Source organism: Acinetobacter sp. YH16032, from assembly GCF_013417345.1.
Taxonomy (GTDB): domain Bacteria; phylum Pseudomonadota; class Gammaproteobacteria; order Pseudomonadales; family Moraxellaceae; genus Acinetobacter.
The window spans coordinates 118,876-138,965 of the sequence record NZ_VPEE01000005.1; the positions used below are offsets into that span (position 1 = coordinate 118,876).

Annotated in this window: 17 protein-coding genes and 2 pseudogenes; 10 read left to right on the forward strand and 9 right to left on the reverse strand. The window is 39.8% G+C overall.

The genetic code is table 11. The features are described 5' to 3' along the window. Positions 1-57: 57 nt before the first annotated feature. Together FTV32_RS05795 and FTV32_RS17735 are read left to right on the forward strand one after the other, a co-directional pair. Positions 58-345, forward strand: coding sequence for a hypothetical protein (locus FTV32_RS05795; protein ID WP_035264045.1), 288 nt, complete (start codon positions 58-60; stop codon positions 343-345). A 43-nt stretch (positions 346-388) separates the two neighbouring features. After that, positions 389-1,848 (forward strand): annotated as a pseudogene (locus tag FTV32_RS17735) (S8 family serine peptidase). Between the two features lie 64 nt (positions 1,849-1,912). Here the strand turns inward: FTV32_RS17735 and FTV32_RS05805 are convergent. Further along, positions 1,913-3,208 (reverse strand): EstA family serine hydrolase, encoded by a 1,296-nt coding sequence (locus FTV32_RS05805; protein WP_035264108.1) that lies wholly within the window; start codon positions 3,206-3,208, stop codon positions 1,913-1,915. 249 nt (positions 3,209-3,457) lie between these two features. Here FTV32_RS05805 and rpsO point away from each other — a divergent pair, with 249 nt between their 5' ends. The 3 genes from rpsO (at position 3,458) to FTV32_RS05820 (ending at position 7,396) form a co-directional block, all read left to right on the forward strand. Further along, a complete protein-coding gene (rpsO, locus tag FTV32_RS05810) occupies positions 3,458-3,727 on the forward strand; it encodes a 30S ribosomal protein S15 (RefSeq protein ID WP_035264047.1) in 270 nt (89 codons plus the stop codon). 242 nt (positions 3,728-3,969) lie between these two features. Continuing rightward, positions 3,970-6,057, forward strand: coding sequence for a polyribonucleotide nucleotidyltransferase (gene pnp, locus FTV32_RS05815; RefSeq protein WP_180028184.1), 2,088 nt, complete (start codon positions 3,970-3,972; stop codon positions 6,055-6,057). A gap of 106 nt (positions 6,058-6,163) precedes the next feature. Further along, a complete protein-coding gene (locus FTV32_RS05820) occupies positions 6,164-7,396 on the forward strand; it encodes a magnesium transporter CorA family protein (RefSeq protein WP_035264110.1) in 1,233 nt (410 codons plus the stop codon). 82 nt (positions 7,397-7,478) lie between these two features. On the opposite strand, the gene FTV32_RS05825 is transcribed toward FTV32_RS05820, so the two are convergent. The 6 genes and pseudogenes from FTV32_RS05825 to FTV32_RS05850 form a co-directional block, all read right to left on the reverse strand. Further along, the gene (locus FTV32_RS05825) at positions 7,479-7,742 is read right to left on the reverse strand and encodes a YdcH family protein (RefSeq protein ID WP_035264053.1); all 264 of its coding nucleotides are present in this window, start codon (positions 7,740-7,742) and stop codon (positions 7,479-7,481) included. Between the two features lie 76 nt (positions 7,743-7,818). Next, positions 7,819-8,145, reverse strand: coding sequence for a chaperone modulator CbpM (locus tag FTV32_RS05830; RefSeq protein WP_035264056.1), 327 nt, complete (start codon positions 8,143-8,145; stop codon positions 7,819-7,821). Further along, positions 8,142-9,065 (reverse strand): DnaJ C-terminal domain-containing protein, encoded by a 924-nt coding sequence (locus FTV32_RS05835; protein WP_035264059.1) that lies wholly within the window; start codon positions 9,063-9,065, stop codon positions 8,142-8,144. The genes FTV32_RS05830 and FTV32_RS05835 overlap by 4 nt, the downstream gene beginning before the upstream one ends. A gap of 153 nt (positions 9,066-9,218) precedes the next feature. Continuing rightward, entirely contained in the window at positions 9,219-10,094 is an 876-nt protein-coding gene (hslO, locus tag FTV32_RS05840) for an Hsp33 family molecular chaperone HslO (protein WP_035264061.1), read from the reverse strand. Positions 10,095-10,261: 167 nt separating this feature from the next. Further along, positions 10,262-12,025: pseudogene (locus FTV32_RS05845) on the reverse strand (monovalent cation:proton antiporter-2 (CPA2) family protein); the annotation flags it as partial. Between the two features lie 110 nt (positions 12,026-12,135). Next, the gene (locus FTV32_RS05850) at positions 12,136-14,358 is read right to left on the reverse strand and encodes a primosomal protein N' (RefSeq protein WP_035264066.1); all 2,223 of its coding nucleotides are present in this window, start codon (positions 14,356-14,358) and stop codon (positions 12,136-12,138) included. A 152-nt stretch (positions 14,359-14,510) separates the two neighbouring features. Between FTV32_RS05850 and gspF the strand changes: the two genes are divergently transcribed. The 3 genes from gspF (at position 14,511) to FTV32_RS05865 (ending at position 16,814) form a co-directional block, all read left to right on the forward strand. Next, positions 14,511-15,716 (forward strand): type II secretion system inner membrane protein GspF, encoded by a 1,206-nt coding sequence (gene gspF / locus FTV32_RS05855; RefSeq protein WP_035264068.1) that lies wholly within the window; start codon positions 14,511-14,513, stop codon positions 15,714-15,716. A 46-nt stretch (positions 15,717-15,762) separates the two neighbouring features. Beyond that, a complete protein-coding gene (gene gspG / locus FTV32_RS05860; protein ID WP_035264112.1) occupies positions 15,763-16,200 on the forward strand; it encodes a type II secretion system major pseudopilin GspG in 438 nt (145 codons plus the stop codon). A 281-nt stretch (positions 16,201-16,481) separates the two neighbouring features. Next, the gene (locus FTV32_RS05865; RefSeq protein WP_035264069.1) at positions 16,482-16,814 is read left to right on the forward strand and encodes a hypothetical protein; all 333 of its coding nucleotides are present in this window, start codon (positions 16,482-16,484) and stop codon (positions 16,812-16,814) included. 63 nt (positions 16,815-16,877) lie between these two features. On the opposite strand, the gene lnt is transcribed toward FTV32_RS05865, so the two are convergent. Next, positions 16,878-18,437, reverse strand: a complete 1,560-nt coding sequence (gene lnt / locus FTV32_RS05870) for an apolipoprotein N-acyltransferase (RefSeq protein WP_035264071.1) — start codon at positions 18,435-18,437, stop codon at positions 16,878-16,880. Next, positions 18,434-19,273 (reverse strand): HlyC/CorC family transporter, encoded by an 840-nt coding sequence (locus FTV32_RS05875; protein WP_035264074.1) that lies wholly within the window; start codon positions 19,271-19,273, stop codon positions 18,434-18,436. Before FTV32_RS05875 ends, lnt begins: the two co-directional genes overlap by 4 nt. 199 nt (positions 19,274-19,472) lie before the next feature. On the opposite strand from FTV32_RS05875, the gene tusA reads away from it, so the two are divergent. Then, positions 19,473-19,730 (forward strand): sulfurtransferase TusA, encoded by a 258-nt coding sequence (gene tusA / locus FTV32_RS05880; RefSeq protein WP_035264077.1) that lies wholly within the window; start codon positions 19,473-19,475, stop codon positions 19,728-19,730. 107 nt (positions 19,731-19,837) lie between these two features. Beyond that, positions 19,838-20,090 (forward strand): hypothetical protein (locus FTV32_RS05885; RefSeq protein WP_180028180.1); only part of this gene is annotated, 253 nt, incomplete at its 3' end.

Consider the following 20,090-nt stretch of genomic DNA (forward strand, 5'->3'; position numbering starts at 1 on the left):
GTTTTGACTTAACGATTCTATTAAAGTGCGTAAAAATTATCACTTTACAAAAAAAACATGAAAAAATTCATAATTTTAATCATTTTGGTGAGTGTTGTTCTGTTTGGGTTGTATAAATGTTTTAAGCCTGCAGATCAAAACACTTCCTCAGTCGCTCAGATTGATTCTCTATCTGCTCCTGAGAGTGGACAGCAAACGCCAATATCGCCTAACGAAGATCAAGTCGAAGATTTAAATGAGTCTGAGAAGATGCCTGTTACTGATTCTCCAGATTTAGTAGATCCGAAGAGCGATTTTTCGATTAAGCCTATTGATCCAGAAACTGATCCAGCCAATCAAGTGTAATTTTTTACCCTGCGCACTAAAAACATAACAACGGAGAATAATTATGTTTAAAACTTTATCATTAAGCGCATGTCTGAGTGTTTTGATGGTCGGAACTGCGATGGCTCAGATGAGTCCTGTAGCAGCTAACGCTCAATTGAACAATCAGGCAAAACAAAAAGTGTCGAAAGGTGGTATTAATCTGTCGGCATTACTGAACAACAGTTCAAATGATTTAATCGTTGAATATCATGTTGACACTAATCATTTAGAAAATAATCGCACTCAACTTCGTGAACATCTTGCTCAAAAGAAGCAATCGATTCAATCGCGGTTTATACGTTTAGGTGGTATTCAATTACTACGTGATTATAATGCTTTACCATATAGCTTTCATCGCGTTCAAAAGCGTGACACGCTCGTAAGCTTATTGAATGACTCGAATGTAAAAGCAGTTTATCCAAATAATGTTTCTTATACGACAGCATCTCAAAGTCTACCATTAATTGGTCAAGTACCTGCGGCTGCGCAAGGCTATACTGGTGAGGGGACAACAATTGCTATCTTAGATACAGGTATTAATTACCGACATTCAGATTTTGGTAATTGTACAGCGCCAGGTGTACCATCATCGACTTGTAAAGTTTTAGAAACTGTCGAGGTTGCTCGAGAAGACTATCAGTTAGATGTTAATGGACATGGAACTAACGTTGCAGCAATTGCTTCTAAAGTTGCACCAGGTGCAAAAATTGTCATGCTTGATGTCTTCACTGGTAGTACCTCTAGAGATGGGGGCCGGCATACGATTATGATCTAGTGGCTGCCTTGAATTGGGTGGCGAACCACTCCCAAAGCAAAAACATTAAATCTGTAAACTTAAGCATTGGTAATGGACGTAGTTATTCCTCAACTTGTACTAGTTCCGTACTTACAGATTCTTTTTCGAAGTTGAGAGGCTATGGGGTATTACCAGTTGTTGCATCTGGTAATGATAGCCATCTGAGTGGTATATCCTATCCAGCATGTACTGCGGGTGCGGTCAGTGTAGGAGCGGTTTATGATGCTAATGTAGGTTCAATTGGATTTAAAAATTGCTCTGACAGTGCAACTTATAGCGACAAAGTAACGTGTTTCAGTAACTCGAGTCGTAATTTAACTTTATTGGCGCCTGGTTCACGTATTACCGCTGGCGGATATACAATGGATGGTACTTCAATGGCTGCACCTCACGTCGCTGGGGCTGTTGCTGTGTTACGTGCGAATAATGCTTTCCCGAATGAATCATTGGATCAAATTGTTGCACGTATGACGTCTACGGGAACTTTGGTTACGGATCATCGTAACTCAATTCGCACACCTCGTTTGAATTTAATTGCTGCGTTAAATGGTGCTCCATCTACTCCAGCACCACAACCCCCTGTTGTTGAGCCACCTGTAGTGACGCCAACTCCTACGCCAACACCAACTCCAGCACCACAACGTAACTGTCGTACTTTCTTATTTGTGACAATCTGTAGTGGTTAATTAATAGCTAATAGATGAAAACTTTAAAAAAAGGCATCTAAATGATGCCTTTTTTACATTGATATTAAACACGTTCAGTTTCAGATTGATCAGTTCCAAATAACGCGCGTCTTTTTTCCTTAGGAATACTTGGGCATTGGTTGGATATTTGATATAGCACTTTTGCTAAAGCGGCTAAATGTGTGCCTAACACAGATTTCCCTGTATTTAAGAACGATACACTGATATCCCGTTGAGGATCTGCCCAACATAAAATATTCGAGAAACCTAGATGACCAAAAGCTTGTCCAGTATTTGGGCCAAATACACCGATTGGATTACTGCCTAACATCGGACCAAGTGCATAACGCATAGGTGCTAAAAGGTTACGGTCTATTGTTGTATTGGATGTAGGGAGTGTTGCTCTGAAAACCGTTTCTGAATTGATAATTTGCTGGTCTTGATAACGACCACCATTGAGTAACATTTCAAAAAAGCGATTGGCTTGTTCAGCACTGGTGTAAATATTTCCTGCAGGACAGACGGTATCCATAAAACGGGGATCATTGGTGACATCCACTGCCAGTTGCAGTCCTCCGCCTAATACACGATTGAGATATAGGTCAGTCCCCAAGACAGGGTGAATCCCAGTTGGATAATTTTTTGCAACTAAATGACGTAGTTCTGGTTTTAAACCATAGTTGAAGAAAGGTAAATTCATTGGTTTTTCAATATGTTCGTGCAAGTAATCACGAATATCTTGTCCTGTTACACGTTCAACCAATTCTCCTAAAATATATCCAGCAGTTACAGCATGATAAGAGAGTTGCGAGCCTACGGGTGCAATCGGTTTTGCTGCATAAAGATGCTCCAGGATCCCTTGACGATCAAATAAAAGTTCTGGAGTGACCTCAGTTTCAATTTTAGGAATACCGCCACGGTGTGATAACAAATGAAATATGGTGGCGCGTCGTTTACCGTTAACACCAAACTCTGGAATATAGCGACTCACTGGATCAAGTAAGTTAATTTTCCCTTGTTGATCTAACAAGTGCACTAACATGGCATTAACGATTTTAGAGGCAGAAAACATACAGACCGGTGTTTCTGGTGTCGTAACTTTAGAAGGGTCTGTTTGATAGTTTGGACCAAGTTCTGTGTAACCAATACTGCGATTAATTAATATCTGACCCTTGCGACGTAAACACATACTGATCATTGGATGATTGCCAGTACGATAAAGTGCTTCAACACTGTGCCAAATTTTATCAATTTGCTGTTGCGTCATTCCCCCAAGTTCTGGCGCAACTTCGTCTTTATGACGAGTGATCGTAGTTAAGTCTTTTGGTGCTATGCACGTATTTGTAGAGAGTAATTTCACGTTCATTCCATGTTTCATTGTTTTTATAACAGGCAAGTTTGCCCTGCCAAAAAACAAAAGTCAGTATCTTTAACGACATGAATTGATGATTGTTTCTGCCAGAAGTTATTGAGCGGATAATTTTGCTTTTTGAGGGGGGTTCCTTTAAAATAGCACGCTGCTGTAGTGATGCACGGCAGTCAATTCCGCTTTGAAGAGCGTCATTGATTTGTATCAAATACTTTTAAATAAGCATCTCGGAGAAATCGAATGGCTTTAACAAACGCAGATCGCGCAGAGATCATTGCTAAATTTGCTCGCGCTGAAAACGACACTGGTTCACCAGAAGTTCAAGTAGCTCTTTTATCTGCTCAAATCAATGACTTACAAGGTCACTTCAAAGAGCACAAACACGACCACCATAGCCGTCGCGGTCTTATCCGTATGGTTAACCAACGTCGTAAGCTTCTTGACTACCTTAAAGGTAAAGATGCTACTCGTTACAGCGATTTGATTGCTGCTTTAGGTTTACGTCGTTAATTCGATTTAAACTTTATTTTCGGATTATTGCATGTTGAATGCTGTATTGCTGAAAACTAAAGGCGATCTAGTTTCGACTAGATCATGGGGAAGGGGCGAATAGTTTCGCTCCTTCTTTGTGTTTAAAAATAGTGTTTCTAGTGAGGTCGGCTTCTAAGCTTTGTCATTTAAAACCTGTGTTGTGAATGCCAAACCTTAGGGGTCTCCACTAGAATAAAATCAGGAAAAAATAGAACATGTCGATGTTTAATATTATTCGTAAAGAATTCCAATTCGGTCAGCACCAAGTTGTGCTTGAAACAGGCCGTGTGGCGCGTCAAGCAAATACAGTAGTGATTACCATGGGTGGTGTGACTGTATTGGTTGCTGTTGTTGCTCAACCGACTGCGAAAGCAGGTCAAGACTTTTTCCCATTGACTGTTAACTACCAAGAAAAACAATATGCTGCAGGTCGTATCCCAGGTGGTTATGGTAAGCGTGAAGGCCGTGCATCTGAAGCTGAAACTTTAATTTCACGTTTGATCGACCGCCCAATTCGTCCGTTGTTCCCAGAAGGTTATTACAACGAAATCCAAGTGACTGCGACAGTTGTATCATCTGACAAAACAATGGAAGCTGACATTGCTGCAATGTTAGGTACTTCTGCTGCACTTGCAATTGCAGGTACACCTTTCCGTGGTCCAATTGGTGCTGCACGTGTCGGTTTAATCAACGGTGAATACGTTCTTAACCCAAGCCACGAACAACTTGCTCAATCTGATCTTGATCTTGTCGTTGCGGGTACTGAAGCTGCTGTACTTATGGTTGAATCAGAAGCGAAAGAACTTTCTGAAGACCAAATGTTGGGCGCAGTTCTTTTTGGTCATGACGAAATGCAAATTGCAATTCAAGCAATCAAAGAATTCGCAGCAGCAGCGGGTGCAACAGAGTCTACTTGGACTGCACCAACTAAAAATGAAGAACTTCAAGCAAAATTAAAAGAAGCATTTGAAGCGAAAATCTCTGAAGCATACACGATTGCGGTTAAGCAAGACCGTTATGCAGCACTTGATGCACTTCATGCTGAAGCAATTGCGCAATTCGTTCCTGAAAATGATGAAACAGGTATTGCTGATGAAGTGAACGAATTATTTGAAGACCTTAAATATCGTACAGTTCGTGACAATATCTTGTCTGGTAAACCACGTATTGATGGTCGTGATACTAAAACTGTTCGTGCAATCGACGTACAAGTTGGCGTGTTAGATCGTGCGCACGGTTCTGCATTGTTCACACGTGGTGAAACTCAAGCGTTAGTAACGACGACTTTAGGTAATACACGTGATGCATTAATGGTGGATACCCTTGCAGGTACGAAGACTGATAACTTCATGCTTCACTACAACTTCCCTGCATACTCTGTAGGTGAAACTGGTCGTGAATCTGGTCCTAAACGTCGTGAAATTGGTCATGGTCGTTTGGCACGTCGTGGTGTTCAAGCAGTTCTTCCACCAGCTGATCGCTTCCCGTACGTGATTCGTATCGTATCTGACATCACTGAATCGAATGGTTCGTCTTCAATGGCGTCTGTGTGTGGTGCTTCTTTATCACTTATGGATGCAGGTGTTCCACTTAAAGCGCCAGTTGCAGGTATTGCAATGGGTCTAGTGAAAGAAGGTGAACGTTTCGCAGTTCTTTCAGACATTCTAGGTGACGAAGATCACCTTGGCGACATGGACTTTAAAGTAGCAGGTTCTGCAAACGGTATTACTGCACTTCAAATGGACATCAAGATCGAAGGTATTACTGAAGAGATCATGGAAGTTGCATTGAATCAAGCGTATGCAGGTCGTATGCATATCTTGAATGAGATGAATCAAGTGATTTCACGTGCTCGTCCTGAAATCTCAATGCACGCACCAACATTCCAAGTGATCAGCATCAATCCTGATAAGATCCGTGACGTGATTGGTAAAGGCGGCGCAACTATTCGTCAAATCACTGAAGAAACCAAAGCAGCGATCGATATTGAAGATAACGGTACAGTACGTGTATTTGGTGAAACTAAAGCAGCGGCAATGGCTGCAGTAGCGAAAATCCAAGCGCTTACAGCAGAAATTGAACCAGGTACAATTTACACAGGTAAAGTCATTCGTATCGTTGAATTCGGTGCGTTCGTCAATATCCTTCCTGGTACTGATGGCTTGCTTCACATTTCACAAATCTCGAACGAGCGTATTGCGAATGTGACAGACGTTCTTACTGAAGGTCAAGAAGTTAAGGTACAAGTTGCGGATGTTGATAACCGTGGTCGTATCAAACTTACAATGAAAGACATTGAACAAGCTTAATCATTTAAGCTAATTCTAAGCCTTGTGTGGTGCTTCGTTTAAACGAGTGTTACACAAGGCTTTTTTTATGGCACGATCAAAATGTTCTCATTTAAAAATAACTAAAATGCAAAAGTTTAATTATTATTATCATCAAGGTGACGGGTATATTTATCTGAGTGAAGAATTATCGACTGATGTTGATGCAGAATTTATATGGTTGAGTTTTGAACGCCACGAATTGATTCAAAATACAGAGACGTGGCAACGATATATTTTTGAGAACACTGGAATTCTGTTGAACGAATTTCATCTTAAAGATATTCAAAACCTTGAGCATCCTTGCGTATTTGATGCATTGGATGATTATGATTTGTTGATCTTTAAAAAATTAATCACCCCAGATGACCACATACAAATTCAGAATGGTCATTCAGCTGAACAACAAACTGCGGACATTGTTACAACGCCGGTAAGTTTTGTCATGACATCAAATGTTTTAATCACAGTGCATGAACGAGGTAATCGTGTATTTGAAACATATCTTGAAAGAGTGCAGGCGATTCAAACACGACCTATAGAGCAACAAAATATTCCACGAAAATTAGCACAGAGTCCTGTAGATATTGTGCTTAGATTACTGAATATGATGGTGGATGGCTATTTAGGTTTACGTGTGCCACTAACCAAACGTGTGGAATTTTGGCAAAGAGAACTATTACAAGGAAATCAAAAATTTAATCGATGGAATCAACTGCTGCAAGAGATCACCGCTTTTCAACAAGTTGAAAATTTGTGTGAAGAACAGGTTGAATGCCTACAAGAATTAAGAGATGAAATTGTCGAAAATTATCATCATATTAAAGCTAAACGTAAGGCAGAGAAGCAAAATTTAATGCTCGTCCGAATGGATGATTTAATTAGCCATATTGAAAGAATACAAAAGCACAGTGTTCGGTTAAACCATGCAGTACAAGCCGCTATCGATTTGCACTTTTCAGCAGTGGCCAATCAAACCAATGAAAATATGAGAATTTTAGCAATTATCACCGCTGTATTTGCACCACTGACTCTTCTTACAGGTATTTACGGAATGAACTTTGAATTTATTCCAGGATTAAACTCACCGCATGGCTTTTGGTATATGCTCACAGCCATGTGTGTGACAACACTTTTGTTAATTTGGTATTTTTATCGTAGACAAATGGTCGGGCGCGGTGAAAAAAGTGTGATGGAATTGTTGGCTCAACAAAACCAGCAGCAACAACTCGGTTTGTTTGCATTTTTGGAGTATGAACCGATTCAAAAAACATTGAAAGGTACGCTCCGAGAAATGGGACGTTGGACTCGATTAAAATAGTCAACGTCACATAAGGCACTTATGCTTTAAGTCAGAATGATAAGTGCCAGATTCACCGTTATTTTATAATATTAAATTGAAATTACTGAGTAAGGTTCGTCTGCGCTTGTTTGAGCAAACGATACATTTCATCTTTTAATTTAAGTTTTTTTCGCTTTAGAAACTCAATATCATCATTAATTACATTAACTGGATTTAGTTCCAAATGCGTAATTTCATGATCTAGCGTTTCATGTTCCTCGAAAATTTTAGCGAAGTGAGGGTTTTCTTCTCTTAAAGGCTGAATAAGTTCACGGAACTCAGGGAAAAGGTTTTTCAGCTTTTTATTGCATTCTTTAACTTTCATTGATGGTTTAATCCTTTCATTCTAATCAATAAAAAATAAATGCATGTAACAGTACATGCATTTATGTGGGCTTGCTTTATTTGAAGTATTTCACTTGCTTGCGCAATTGTTGTACTTCATCTATCAGATCCATCATCATGGCGACGGCAGGGAGACTTGCTTCAAAATCCCGTTGCAAGCGATAAGCTCTCCGTGCTCGAGTAAGTTCTTCACCAAAAAATTGATGGATTTTTTGCTCAGAACGAGCAGGTAGAATCTCATATTCAAGTAATTGCAAAACCCATTCAGGACTTTGTCCGCATGCTTGGGCAAAATGCTTTAAATCAAAAATACATTGGTCATCAATGATTTCAGCCTCTAAATATCCATTTTTGTACACTTCTCGGTACTGAATCGTTGTCATGATTCACCTCCTTCATCACGAGGGTTGAAATGTGTAAATGCTTGAGCAAATTGCTCATATGCCTGTTTTTGCTGCGGGGATTCTGCTCTTGGATAAACAATATTCAGGATTAGATAAAGGTGTCCCGGGGGGGAAGAGGGAATCCCTTTTTCTTTAATACGGAGTTGTTTGCCATAAATTGTATGTTGAGGAATGCTGACTTTAATCTTTCCAGAGGGGGTTTTTAGCTCGATGTCTTGGCCTAAAGCAGCTTCCCAAGGACTAATGTTAATGTGATAGTAAATGTCTGCCTGATCGACATATATGCTGTCAGTGGTTTGATAATGGATCTGTATATAAAGATCTCCATTTTCACCGCCCGATAAACCAGCTTGTCCTTGACCTTTGAGCCGAATTTGTTGACCGTTTTTCATCCCTTTCGGGATTCTAATTTCAAGGGTTTTTCGCTGAACTTCAGGTTGTCCATATGCATTAAAAGTGGGTATACGCAATTGGATGGATTGAGTGACACCTTCAAAAGCGACTTGTAAGGGCACTTCTATACTGGCATGTTGATCTTCACCACGAATTGGCTGGGATTTATATTGGTGTGAGCGCTGTGCATAACCTCCACCAAAACCTGTACCAAAACGCCCAAACAAATCTTCAAAGCCAGAAAATTCATGATTTGTATGGTTTTTAGTATCCGAGAAAGGAGACTGACTATTCAACTGATCGAGTTGTTGATCGTACTCTTGTTTTTTTAAAGGATCACTTAATGTGTCATACGCAGTATTAATCGCCTGCATTTTTTTTTCGGCATCAGGTGCTTGACTGATATCGGGATGGTATTTCCGAGCCAGTTTTCGATATGATTTTTTTATTTCCTCAGGACTCGCATCGCGATCTAGTCCGAGTTCCTCATAATAATTATTTGCCATTAAGCAAAAATAACCGTTGATTAACTTTTAATCATTATGAGCAGACTTTCGAAGACTACAATATGTTCAGATGGTGAATAATTGTTTCAATTTCTTACAACCAAAAAAATCAGCAAGTAAAACTTGCTGATTTTCGAAGAGAACTGTTAAGGATTAACTGAGGTGCTCGCCGAATAGACCGAGTGCTTCTTCAGCAGTAAATCTGTATTGAGTGTTACAGAATTGACAGTCCATTGTAATAGGGTTCTGTTGTTCTAAAATTTCACGCACAGATTCAGCACCCACCTGAATTAATGCTGTAGAGCAACGCTCTTTAGAACATGTACAGCCAAATTGAAGTTGTTCAGCTTCAGGTAGTCTGACTTCTTCTTCATTATATAAGCGATACAAAATTTCTTGCGCATCTAGCTCAGTAAGTTCATCTGTTTTTAAAGTTTCAGTGAGCATGGTTAGACGAGGCCAGATATCTTCATCAACCTTTTGCTGCTCTTCATCATTGTTACGCGGTAACAATTGAATCAAAAGACCACCAGCGCGTTGAGCAGTACTAGCTAAAACGATCTTGGTTGGGATTTGGGCAGATAAATCATAATACTGCATGAGGCATTTAGCTAAATTCGGCTGATCTAAAGGCACGATACCCTGATAGCGTTCGCCAAATTCAGGTTCAATATTAATAAATAAAACTGGACTGACCAAAGTTTTCAGAACGATGCTGCTGTCTGATGCTTCTTCAAAACGTGGATCAGCTTCATATTCAGCTAATCCGCGTACTTCACCGAGGTGATTACATTCAGCCATAGCCCATTTTAAGGTGCCAGAAGCTTGAATTTGGAGGCTAATACGTCCCTTAATTTTAAGTGTGCTGGCCAACAATGCAGTTGCACTGAGCATTTCGCCCAATAAAATTTGAATCGCAGGTGCATAGGCGCGTTGCGCTAAAATTGTTTTAAGCGTATCTTCAAGATGTACGACTTCACCACGAACAGGGCTGTTATCAATAAAAAAACGTTGACGTAAATCAGACATAAAATTCTCCAAATCCCTGTCTAGATGGTGACGATATTGTAAATCACAAGTTAAAATTCTTCATCTCGACAAACATTAATTTGGTTTTGCGAGTGCTTAGCGCGTCGTTCTATAGAACTTACTTCAGAATCAATGGTTTCATCTAAACTTTCTAAAAGTGGTTGATGTTGTTGCGCATCATTTTCAAAAATTTGTTCGAGTTCCGCTAAGAAATTTCGATAGCTTTCAAAGACTTTTTGATCATCCGTATAGATGCGTTGTTGCTCAGCTAATAGACGCTCATCATAGTCTCTAAATATTTCAATACTATGTTGAGCATGTTCTTGACTTAAACCTAACGCGGTTAAGGTGCGAAATGCCATACCGAGTGAAGATAGAAAAGTTTCACGCCAAATATGCTCAATGCCTAAGTCTTTAAGTAAATGCATATGATGTCGATCACGGGCACGGACGATGAGTTTGAGCATTGGATAATTCAAACGTAAATGGCGAGCAATATTCATCGACATTTCCACATCGTCTACAGCAAGTACAAATGCCTTAGCATGCTCGATGCCTGCAGATCTCAATAAATCAGGGGAGGAGGCGTCTCCATAATAAATTTTACCACCGTACTTTCTCACAAAATCAATTTTTTCTAAATTATTATCAATGGCTGTAAAGCTGACATGATTGAGATAAGCAACGCGCGCCACTATTTGTCCGACGCGTCCAAAACCTGCAATGATTAATGTTGAATGAGTGTCTGGTAATGGGACATCTTCAGCGCTATCAGTCTTTCGATCAAGATATGGAATGAGCCATCGTTGTGCGAGCCAGAAAATGACAGGGGTGATTGCCATAGAAATTGCAATGATCAGAAGCGTAGGGGATAACACTGCTTGAGTAATTAAACCTTCGGTATTCGCAACAGCTAAGATCACATAAGCAAATTCTCCTCCTTGAGCAAGACAAATGGCAATCAATACACTGGTTTTCCATTGAAATTCAAAATATAGCGCGATTGCAACCATGCTTAATATTTTTATGTTGATCAGCACTAATGCCCCACCAAAAATGAATAGCGGCTGATCTACGAGGAGATCAATCGGTGTCATCATGCCTACGCTCATAAAGAATAAACCGAGTAATAACCCTTTGAAGGGTTGAATGCTCGATTCCAGTTCATGGCGAAACTCAGAATCCGCGAGTAATACACCTGTCAGAAAAGCACCGAGCGTGGTGCTTAATCCGAGCATATCCATAAACAGAACAACCGCTAAAACAATGAAGAGTCCAGCAGCCGTAATGAGTTCCGTTGCACCACTCTGTACAATGAATCTAAAAAATGGTCGCATCACATAGCGACTAAATAAAAATAAGCCAGTAAACGTTGCAACAACAGCGGCAAAATAAGCAATACCATGATGTGTAGACTGATTTCCCGCGAGTAGGGGAATCAGGGCGAGTAAAGGAATAGCGGCAATATCTTGAAACAGTAAAATAGAGAAAGATTGCTGACCATGCGCGGTATTCAGCTGCTGCTTTTCTGCAAGTAATTGCATGACAAATGCTGTAGATGATAAAGCAAGGGCAAGACCAATTACGACACTAGCAGCAAGATGCTGTTGGAAGAACAGCCAAATGGTTGCGACAAGAATTATACCTGTGATCAAGACTTGAGCACTTCCAATCACAAATATAGAGTGACGCATATTCCACAAGCGCTGAGGGCGTAATTCTAGGCCGATTAAGAACATCAAAAAAATCACGCCGTACTCAGCTAATTTCATTAATGTTTCGGCATCATTGGTCACATTCAATGCACTTGGACCAAGTAATATTCCTGTAAACAAATAACCTAAGACTGTCGCAATACCAATTTTTTTTCCGAGCGGAACAAAAATTAATGCGGCAGCTAGAAAAATTGTGATTTGTAACAACAATGGCATTGGCCTTCCCTAAAGTGGAATGTTGGACTGATGAAATTGTAATCGTGTCTGCTTTAGCTGTGTAAATTTAATTCAGGTCTTCGACTTTGATAATTTAACTCTATTCATGATTAGCTTAGCTCTTGAGGATCTATATCAATACTGAGCTTCATCGTTGAAGGTTTTTGTTGAAGCATGAATGGCCACCATTCTCGTATATAGAAATGCATTTTTGCACGATCTGATGACAATAAAACCACATGTGCCTGATAACGCCCAGCCTTTCGCTCCATTGGCGCAGGAATTGGACCCCAAATCTCAATCAGCTCACCAGTATGTTGTTGGAGCGATTGTGTCATATTGGTTAAAAAATTGAGATTTTCTTCCTGACTACGCGATTCACAACGTATTAATGCTGCATAGCGCATTGGAGGGAGTAAAGCAGCTTGACGATCATGAAGTGTTTCACGAGCAAAAGCACGATAGTCTTTATTAATGAGCGTGTTGAGTAGAGGGTGATCTGGTCGTAAAGTTTGTAGATAAACCTCACCTTTTTTTTCACCTCGTCCTGCACGCCCTGCAACTTGAACAATCAATTGGGCAGTTCGTTCTGTTGCTCTGAAATCAACACTGAGTAAACCACTATCAATATCTAAGATTGCAACTAAGGTTACATAAGGAAAGTGATGACCTTTGGCTAACATTTGCGTACCAAGTAAAATCATCGGTTTACTTTGATGAATTTGCTCGTAAATTTTTTGCCAACTACCGACACGGCTCGTGGAATCACGATCTACTCTGACCACAGGAAAGTCTGGAAATAAATGTTGTAAATTCTCTTCAACTTTTGCCGTGCCCATTCCAATAGGCTTCAAGGTGTGTTGCTGACAAGAGGGGCATTGATCAGGCAGTCGATTAATTGTCCCACAGTGATGGCAATGCAGGTGCTCATATGGTTTTTTATGAAGCGTAAAATGTGCATCACAATGGGGACAATTGGCTTGCCATCCACAGCTTTCGCAGATCAGGACAGGTGCATAACCACGTCTGTTTAAAAAGATCAGTACCTGTTCTTCTTGATTGAGTCTTTTTTGAATTTCTTTAATGAGTTGTTCGCTTATACCATGCTGTTTTTGAGCAATCTTTAGATCAATTAAATGAATTTTAGGTAAGCTTGCACCTGCAGCACGTTCATCGAGTTTCAGAATCGTTAATTTTTTTTGCTCCACCAAATGATATGAGTCAATACTTGGTGTTGCTGAGCCAAGGACAATGGGGCATTGCTCTAAATAAGCGCGATAGAGAGCAACATCACGTGCATGGTAGCGAAAACCTTCTTGTTGTTTGAATGACAGGTCATGCTCCTCATCTAAGATAATGAGCCCTAAATTTGGCATGGGGGTGTAAATCGCAGAGCGTGTACCAAGAATAATGGAGGCCTTTCCTGTTTGAGCATATTGCCAAGCTTGGAGGCGCTTTGTGTCGTTCAGTCCGGAATGCAACAAGACAATATTGCAGTGAAAGCGAGATTGAAACCGACTGATAGTTTGAGGGGTTAAGCCAATTTCTGGTACCAGTACCAATACTTGCTGACCTTTTTGTAAAACCTCTTGCATAACTTGCAAATAAACTTCAGTTTTTCCGCTTCCAGTTAAACCATCGAGTAAAAATGCTTGATAGCGATTTTGTGCTTTTAAAATGGATTGAATAGCTTTTTTTTGATCATCATTTGCAGTCAATGGCATTTGAGCCAGCTGTACAGGTTCAGGACTAAAGTCCTGCTGAATCAATTTACATTCGACGATTTCTTTCTTTTCAAGCGCTTTTAAAGTTGCTGTTTCCACACCACTCAAATTCAGTATCGTCTCGGCAGTCCCTTGAGGGTGTAGCTTTAATATTTTATAAGCCTCTTGTTGTTTTAAAGATCGAGCCACTTTCTTTTCAGCGTCTAAATTTAAAACTTTCCAAGAGTGAGCTAATAAATTATAGGGTTTACCTTGCCTTAAAAATGTAGGCAAAGTGGTATGCATGACTTCCCCGATGGGGAATTGATAATATTGGGCAGACCACTGCGCGAGTTGAATGATCGTAGCATTGAGTATGGGTTGCAGATCCAAGATTTCAGTGATGGATTTCAGTTTGATTTTCGGATCTAATGGCGTTTCCGGTGCGATCTTTTCAAGTACGATTCCGACTAAGTTTTGACGACCAAACGAAACAAGAACACGGCAACCTATGTGTATAGTTTGGTATTGTTCTGCTGAAACTTCATAATCAAAACAATCATATAGATAAACTGGCACCGCGATGCGCACTCGATAAACAATTTGGCTTAATTCTGAAATATTTGTCATATATAGTCGTCAATCAATATGGTGAAAACTTATCGTGGATAACCAATGCTTGTGATAGAGTGTTCAAGTTGTTGCAAGTGATCAATATGAATGAAGAGAACGGTCTAAGGCAACTCTTAAGACATCATAATTAGGAAAATTAGAGCATTATCATGCCCGCATATCAATATACTGCCATCGATGCTTCAGGAAAGCAGCAAAAGGGTGTGCTAGAAGGTGATTCAGCCCGACAGATTCGACAACAGCTTCGGGATAAACAATGGATTCCAGTACAAGTTGATGCTGTAGAACAAAAAGACAAGCATCGAACTGGTGGTTTTTTTCAAAAAAAATTTACAGCTTATGACTTAGCTTTGATGACTCGCCAATTATCCGTATTAGTTGCTGCGGGGATCCCACTTGAGGAAGCATTAAGAGCAGTTGCCAAACAAAGCGAAAAAGCTCACGTGCAAAATTTGATGTTATCTGTAAGATCAAAGGTTTTAGAAGGTCATTCCTTGGCTCAAGGGATGCAACAATCTGGCAGATTCCCTGAACTTTATATTGCAACGATTGCTGCTGGTGAGCGATCAGGACACTTAGATCTTATTCTCGATCAATTGGCTGATTACACTGAAAATCGCTTTGCGATGCAAAAGAAGATTCAAGGTGCAATGATTTATCCTATTATTTTGATGTTGATGTCTTTCGGTATCGTAATGGGACTCATGACCTATGTAGTACCAGATATCGTTAAAACTTTTGACCAAAGTAAAGATGCACTACCTTGGATTACGGTTGCTTTAATGAAAGCTAGTGATTTTATACGTCAAGCTTGGCCATTTGTATTGGTTGCATCGGCGTTGGGATTCTTTCTATTGGTGCGTTTTTTAAGGACTGCCGCAGGGCATTATGCTTTTGATCGTCTCACGTTGAAGTTGCCATTATTTGGAAAACTATCACGAGGTATTAATGCCGCCCGCTTTTCAAGTACCTTATCTATCTTAACGCAATCTGGTGTTCCTTTGGTCGACGCGTTGAAAATTGGTGCAGCAGTAAGTAGCAATTGGGTTATTCGAGATGCAGTCAATGTCGCGGCTGAAAAGGTCACAGAGGGTGGAAATTTGGCGACGCAACTTGAACGCTGTGGTTATTTTCCACCGATGATGGTGCAAATGATCAAAAGTGGTGAAGCCTCGGGTGAGTTGGATCGAATGTTAGAAAGAGCTTCGACGATGCAAGATCGAGAGGTTACTACATTGATTTCAACATTATTGGCGTTGTTGGAACCACTAATGTTGGTGTTAATGGCTGCGATTGTATTGGTGATCGTGATTGCTGTCATGTTGCCAATCGTCAACATGAACAATATGATTTAGACAGATTCAATAAATTCTAATAATGAATGAAATAGCGAGTGAAAACATGCGAAACAAGATGAAAATGCGAAAACAATCTGGTTTTACCCTGATCGAAGTGATGGTAGTGATTGTGATTTTAGGTGTGCTTGCAGCACTGATTGTGCCTAATGTCATGGGTCGTGGTGAGAAAGCGAAGGTTGATACCACAATCATTACGCTGAAAGGTGTTGCAGGTGCATTAGATCAATACAAATTAGACAACAACCAATATCCATCCATGCAAGATGGTGGCTTGGATGCTTTGGTCAATCAACCAGTTTCAGCAAAAAATTGGTTACCTGGTGGTTATGTGAAGGGTGGTTATCCTAAAGATAGTTGGGATAATGATTTACAATATGTGATTCCCGGTTCGGAAGGTCGTGCATATGATCTTTATTCATTCGGTGCAGATGGAAAGCAGGGTGGCGAAGGAAATGATGCTGATATCTTTTACACACCATAAATGACAATCATTATTAAAAACTATTCATGGTATTAATCACTTCACTTAATCGAATTAATAAATATTGAGTGAAGTGATAATCTTTATTATTTGATTTTATCTGGTTAAGTTTTTGATAATTATAATTTTTATAAATAATTGGTTTTTGAGATTTATAATAAGAATTATTCCCATATTTAATGGTTACAAGAAACAGAAAATATGAAGAAAATTAGGCTTTTTATTTTAATTTTTCCCTGCATAATGGAGCCAACAGCTTAGCTTGATAATAAGGGGGAATGATGAAAGCATTAATATTGTCAGATGAAATCAATTTATTTCATTGGACTGTGCTCAAGTCTGCACTGCTTATTTTGAGCTTATTGCCTATCAGTCATCTATTTATTGATCTTTGGTCAAATGCAGATGCAAGCAGTCAAATCATGATCGGGTTTCTGGCGATTAGTGTATTTAGTGCGATTACGATTTTAAGTTTTTATAGTGCACTTAAAGCATCTGTTTTGACGCTGTCTGATGTATCTTCAACATTTGAAGCGCTGCTGATTAAAATTTATCGATCTATTCCGATGTTGAGTTTGATGGCAATGCTGTCTTACCTCACAACACAAATTTAAAAAAACCGAGCATATTTGCTCGGTTTTTTTGATATAGAACGTATATTTGATTTGAACCAAGTGTTATCGACGAGATTTAAAACTGACATCGACAACACGTGGTCTAAAGTACCAACCCATCACCAATAAAATCAATGACAATCCCAATATTGGCCAATCACTGAATCTCGTATACCAAGTTTGCCCTTCCATTGCAGGTAGATCACCACGAAGAACCGCTTTTTGATCAATTGGGGCTTGGCTGACGATTTCCCCTTTGTGGTTGATAAAAGCAGTCACACCTGTATTGGTTGCACGAATAAACCAGCGTCCATTTTCTTTTGCTCGCATTTGTACCATTTGTAAATGTTGCCACGGACCAGCCGTACCCGTAAACCACGCATCATTTGAAACGGTGACGAGGAAATCACTATTTAGTGCATTGCGTCGGGTTAGGTTCGGATAGGCAACCTCATAACAAATTGCAGCAGCTAATTTGTGGTTGTGAATTGAAAAAGGAGCTTGATCCTGCGGACCACGTGAAAAACCGCTCATTGAAGGATCATTTTGAAGCGCAGGTAACACCCAACTTAACAGGCCAGACAGCGGAATATATTCACCAAAAGGAACGAGACGCTGTTTTTTATATAAGCCTGTAGCTTCATCACCAGATGCCATCATGGAGTTGTAATAACGCGGATAACCCAATGCCTTAGATTCATTTAAATCCCAATAAGGAATGCCTGTTACCCAAGCTGTGTTGGTACTTTTGGCTTGCTGATCCATTGCATCTAAAAATGGTTCAATATCTGATTGAAACATTGGGATAGATGATTCAGGCCAAACCACCAAGTCACGTCCCCATTCTGATCGCGTTAATTGTGCATAGATTTCAAGTGTCTTTACTTGATACTCAGTTAACCACTTTAAATCTTGAGGAATATTACCTTGGATTAAAGAAACGCTCAGCGGTGCTGATTTTTTTTCTTCTACAAAAGTTAAATAGGATGCGCCCCATGCACCTAGCAATACAATTGAAACTGGAATAGCCCAAAAGTAGCGTTTTCGTAGGAGTTCAACAAGTGCAGATGCAATGAGAATGACCACGAAAGAAACTGCAAATACACCAAATAAAGGTGCATAGCTATCTAAGAAACGCTCGGTAAAAGCATAACCTGCAAATAACCAAGGGAAACCAGTAAATACCCAAGTTTTTGCCCATTCAAAGAATACCCATAAAGGGGCAAAAGTAAGTGGTGTTTCTGGAAAGAATCGACGATATATCCAAGTTTGTATTGCTGTAAATAGCCCCATCACCAAGGCCATAATCGCAATCATGATGACACTTAAAAACGCAGATGTATCACCATACACATGGATAGAAGTGTATAACCAGAATGCACCAACAAACCATAAACCAAAACCGTAAGTCCAACCGATGAGGAATGCTTGTTTAGGATTTCTCTTACTGAGTGTGGCATATAGCAATGCTGGCGATAATATTGCCAGCCACCACCAATAAAAAGGTGCAAGTGCGAGACTAAAAGTCGCACCTGCTGTTAAAGCAATAAGGAGTGGATAAATGAAAGGTAATGATTTTTGTTTTTCTGAAGGACTCAATAATTTTTGAAAATAGGCTCTCATTTACGCACAGCTCGAATCAGATGGATAGTACGGACATCTGCTTCCACAATGGTAAATTCCCAATCTCCCAATTCAATCACTTGGCCTTGAAGATCGCTGACTAAACCAATTTCTTGCAGTAATAGTCCACCCACAGTTTCCACTTCATCATCGGAAAATTCAGCATTTAAAACATTGTTAAAATGTTCAATTGGTGTAAGTGCTTGAACTAACCACGTGTTACTACTGTCGCTGGTTTGATCTGGAACGATGAAATTGGCTTCTTCATCGACATTGTCATGTTCATCTTCAATTTCACCCACAATTTCTTCAAGAATATCCTCAAGTGTCACTAAACCCGAAGTAGAACCGTACTCATCAATCACAATCGCAATATGTGTTTGAGTGTTTTTTAGCATTCGGAGCACTTGATCAGAACGCGCGCTTTCAGGCACAAAGATCGGTTGGCGCATCAGCGAATGTACATTTACTTTCGAATCACGATCTTTTAAGAAAGGTAAGAGGTCCTTTGCCAAAAGGATACCAATGACGTTATCAGGTTGATCTGTTGAAAATACAGGGAAACGTGAATGTGCTGACTCGATGAGAACATCAAGAATATCCAATAACTCATCATCTTCTTGTAAGCTAACCATTGAAGTTCGTGGCGTCATGACTTCACGAATTTTAGTCGCTGGAAGGTCAAAGATTCCTTCGAGCATCGCTACTGTATCTGGTTCGAGTAGTCGACGTGAATCTTGTACAATTTTTAACAGTTCATCTCGGGTTTCTGGGGCTGTGCCTAACCATTTGCGTAAGCCACGCATACCCCACGATGTACCTGATTCCTCTTGCATGATCTTTCCTAAAGACTCTTCAATTGAAAAATAAGTTTTAATCATACCGAAGAAAATACGCTTGTCTATTGGTAAAATTTTGATTCCTAATGATCTATTTGATCATAGACCACTGTATTTGGAGTCTTTTTCTGAATTTGGGAGTGAAAAGATTGAATTATGATAAAATAATCGCCCAATCTTTTTAGGGCGATATTGAATGTCTGATTCTCAAGTTCAACCTCAAATCCAGTTGAATACACGTGGTTTACGTTGTCCAGAACCGGTGATGATGTTACATCAAGCCATTCGTAAATCTAAGTCGGGTGATGTGGTGGAAGTATTTGCAACAGATAATTCAACCTCTTGGGATATTCCTAAATTCTGTATGCATCTTGGTCATGAATTGCTGTTGCAAGAAGAACGTTTAGATGACAATGGGAACAAAGAGTTTCATTATTTGGTAAAAAAAGGTTAGCCCGCCGTGAATTAACGATTGAAACAATTCATATCGTTTAAAATTGATTTTTTCGTGTACAATTTGGGTTAAGAATATCTAAATAATAATGATTAACTCATTTTGACATGAAGAATTTCATCAATAATATTCAGCGTGCGATTGAACAGCTCGGCCTAACCGCCCAAAACAGAGCCCTCCACATCCAATTCAGTCATTCACAACTGAATAGCCAAGTCTTCCTACAACGCATTGATGGCAGCCATGTCCTTAACGAAGGCGTTCAAGCAGAACTCATCTGTCTCTCGACCAATGCCTTAATTCCACTCAAACAATTCATCGGCACACAAGTGGCCGTCGATCAAGTCACTGATCAAGGAA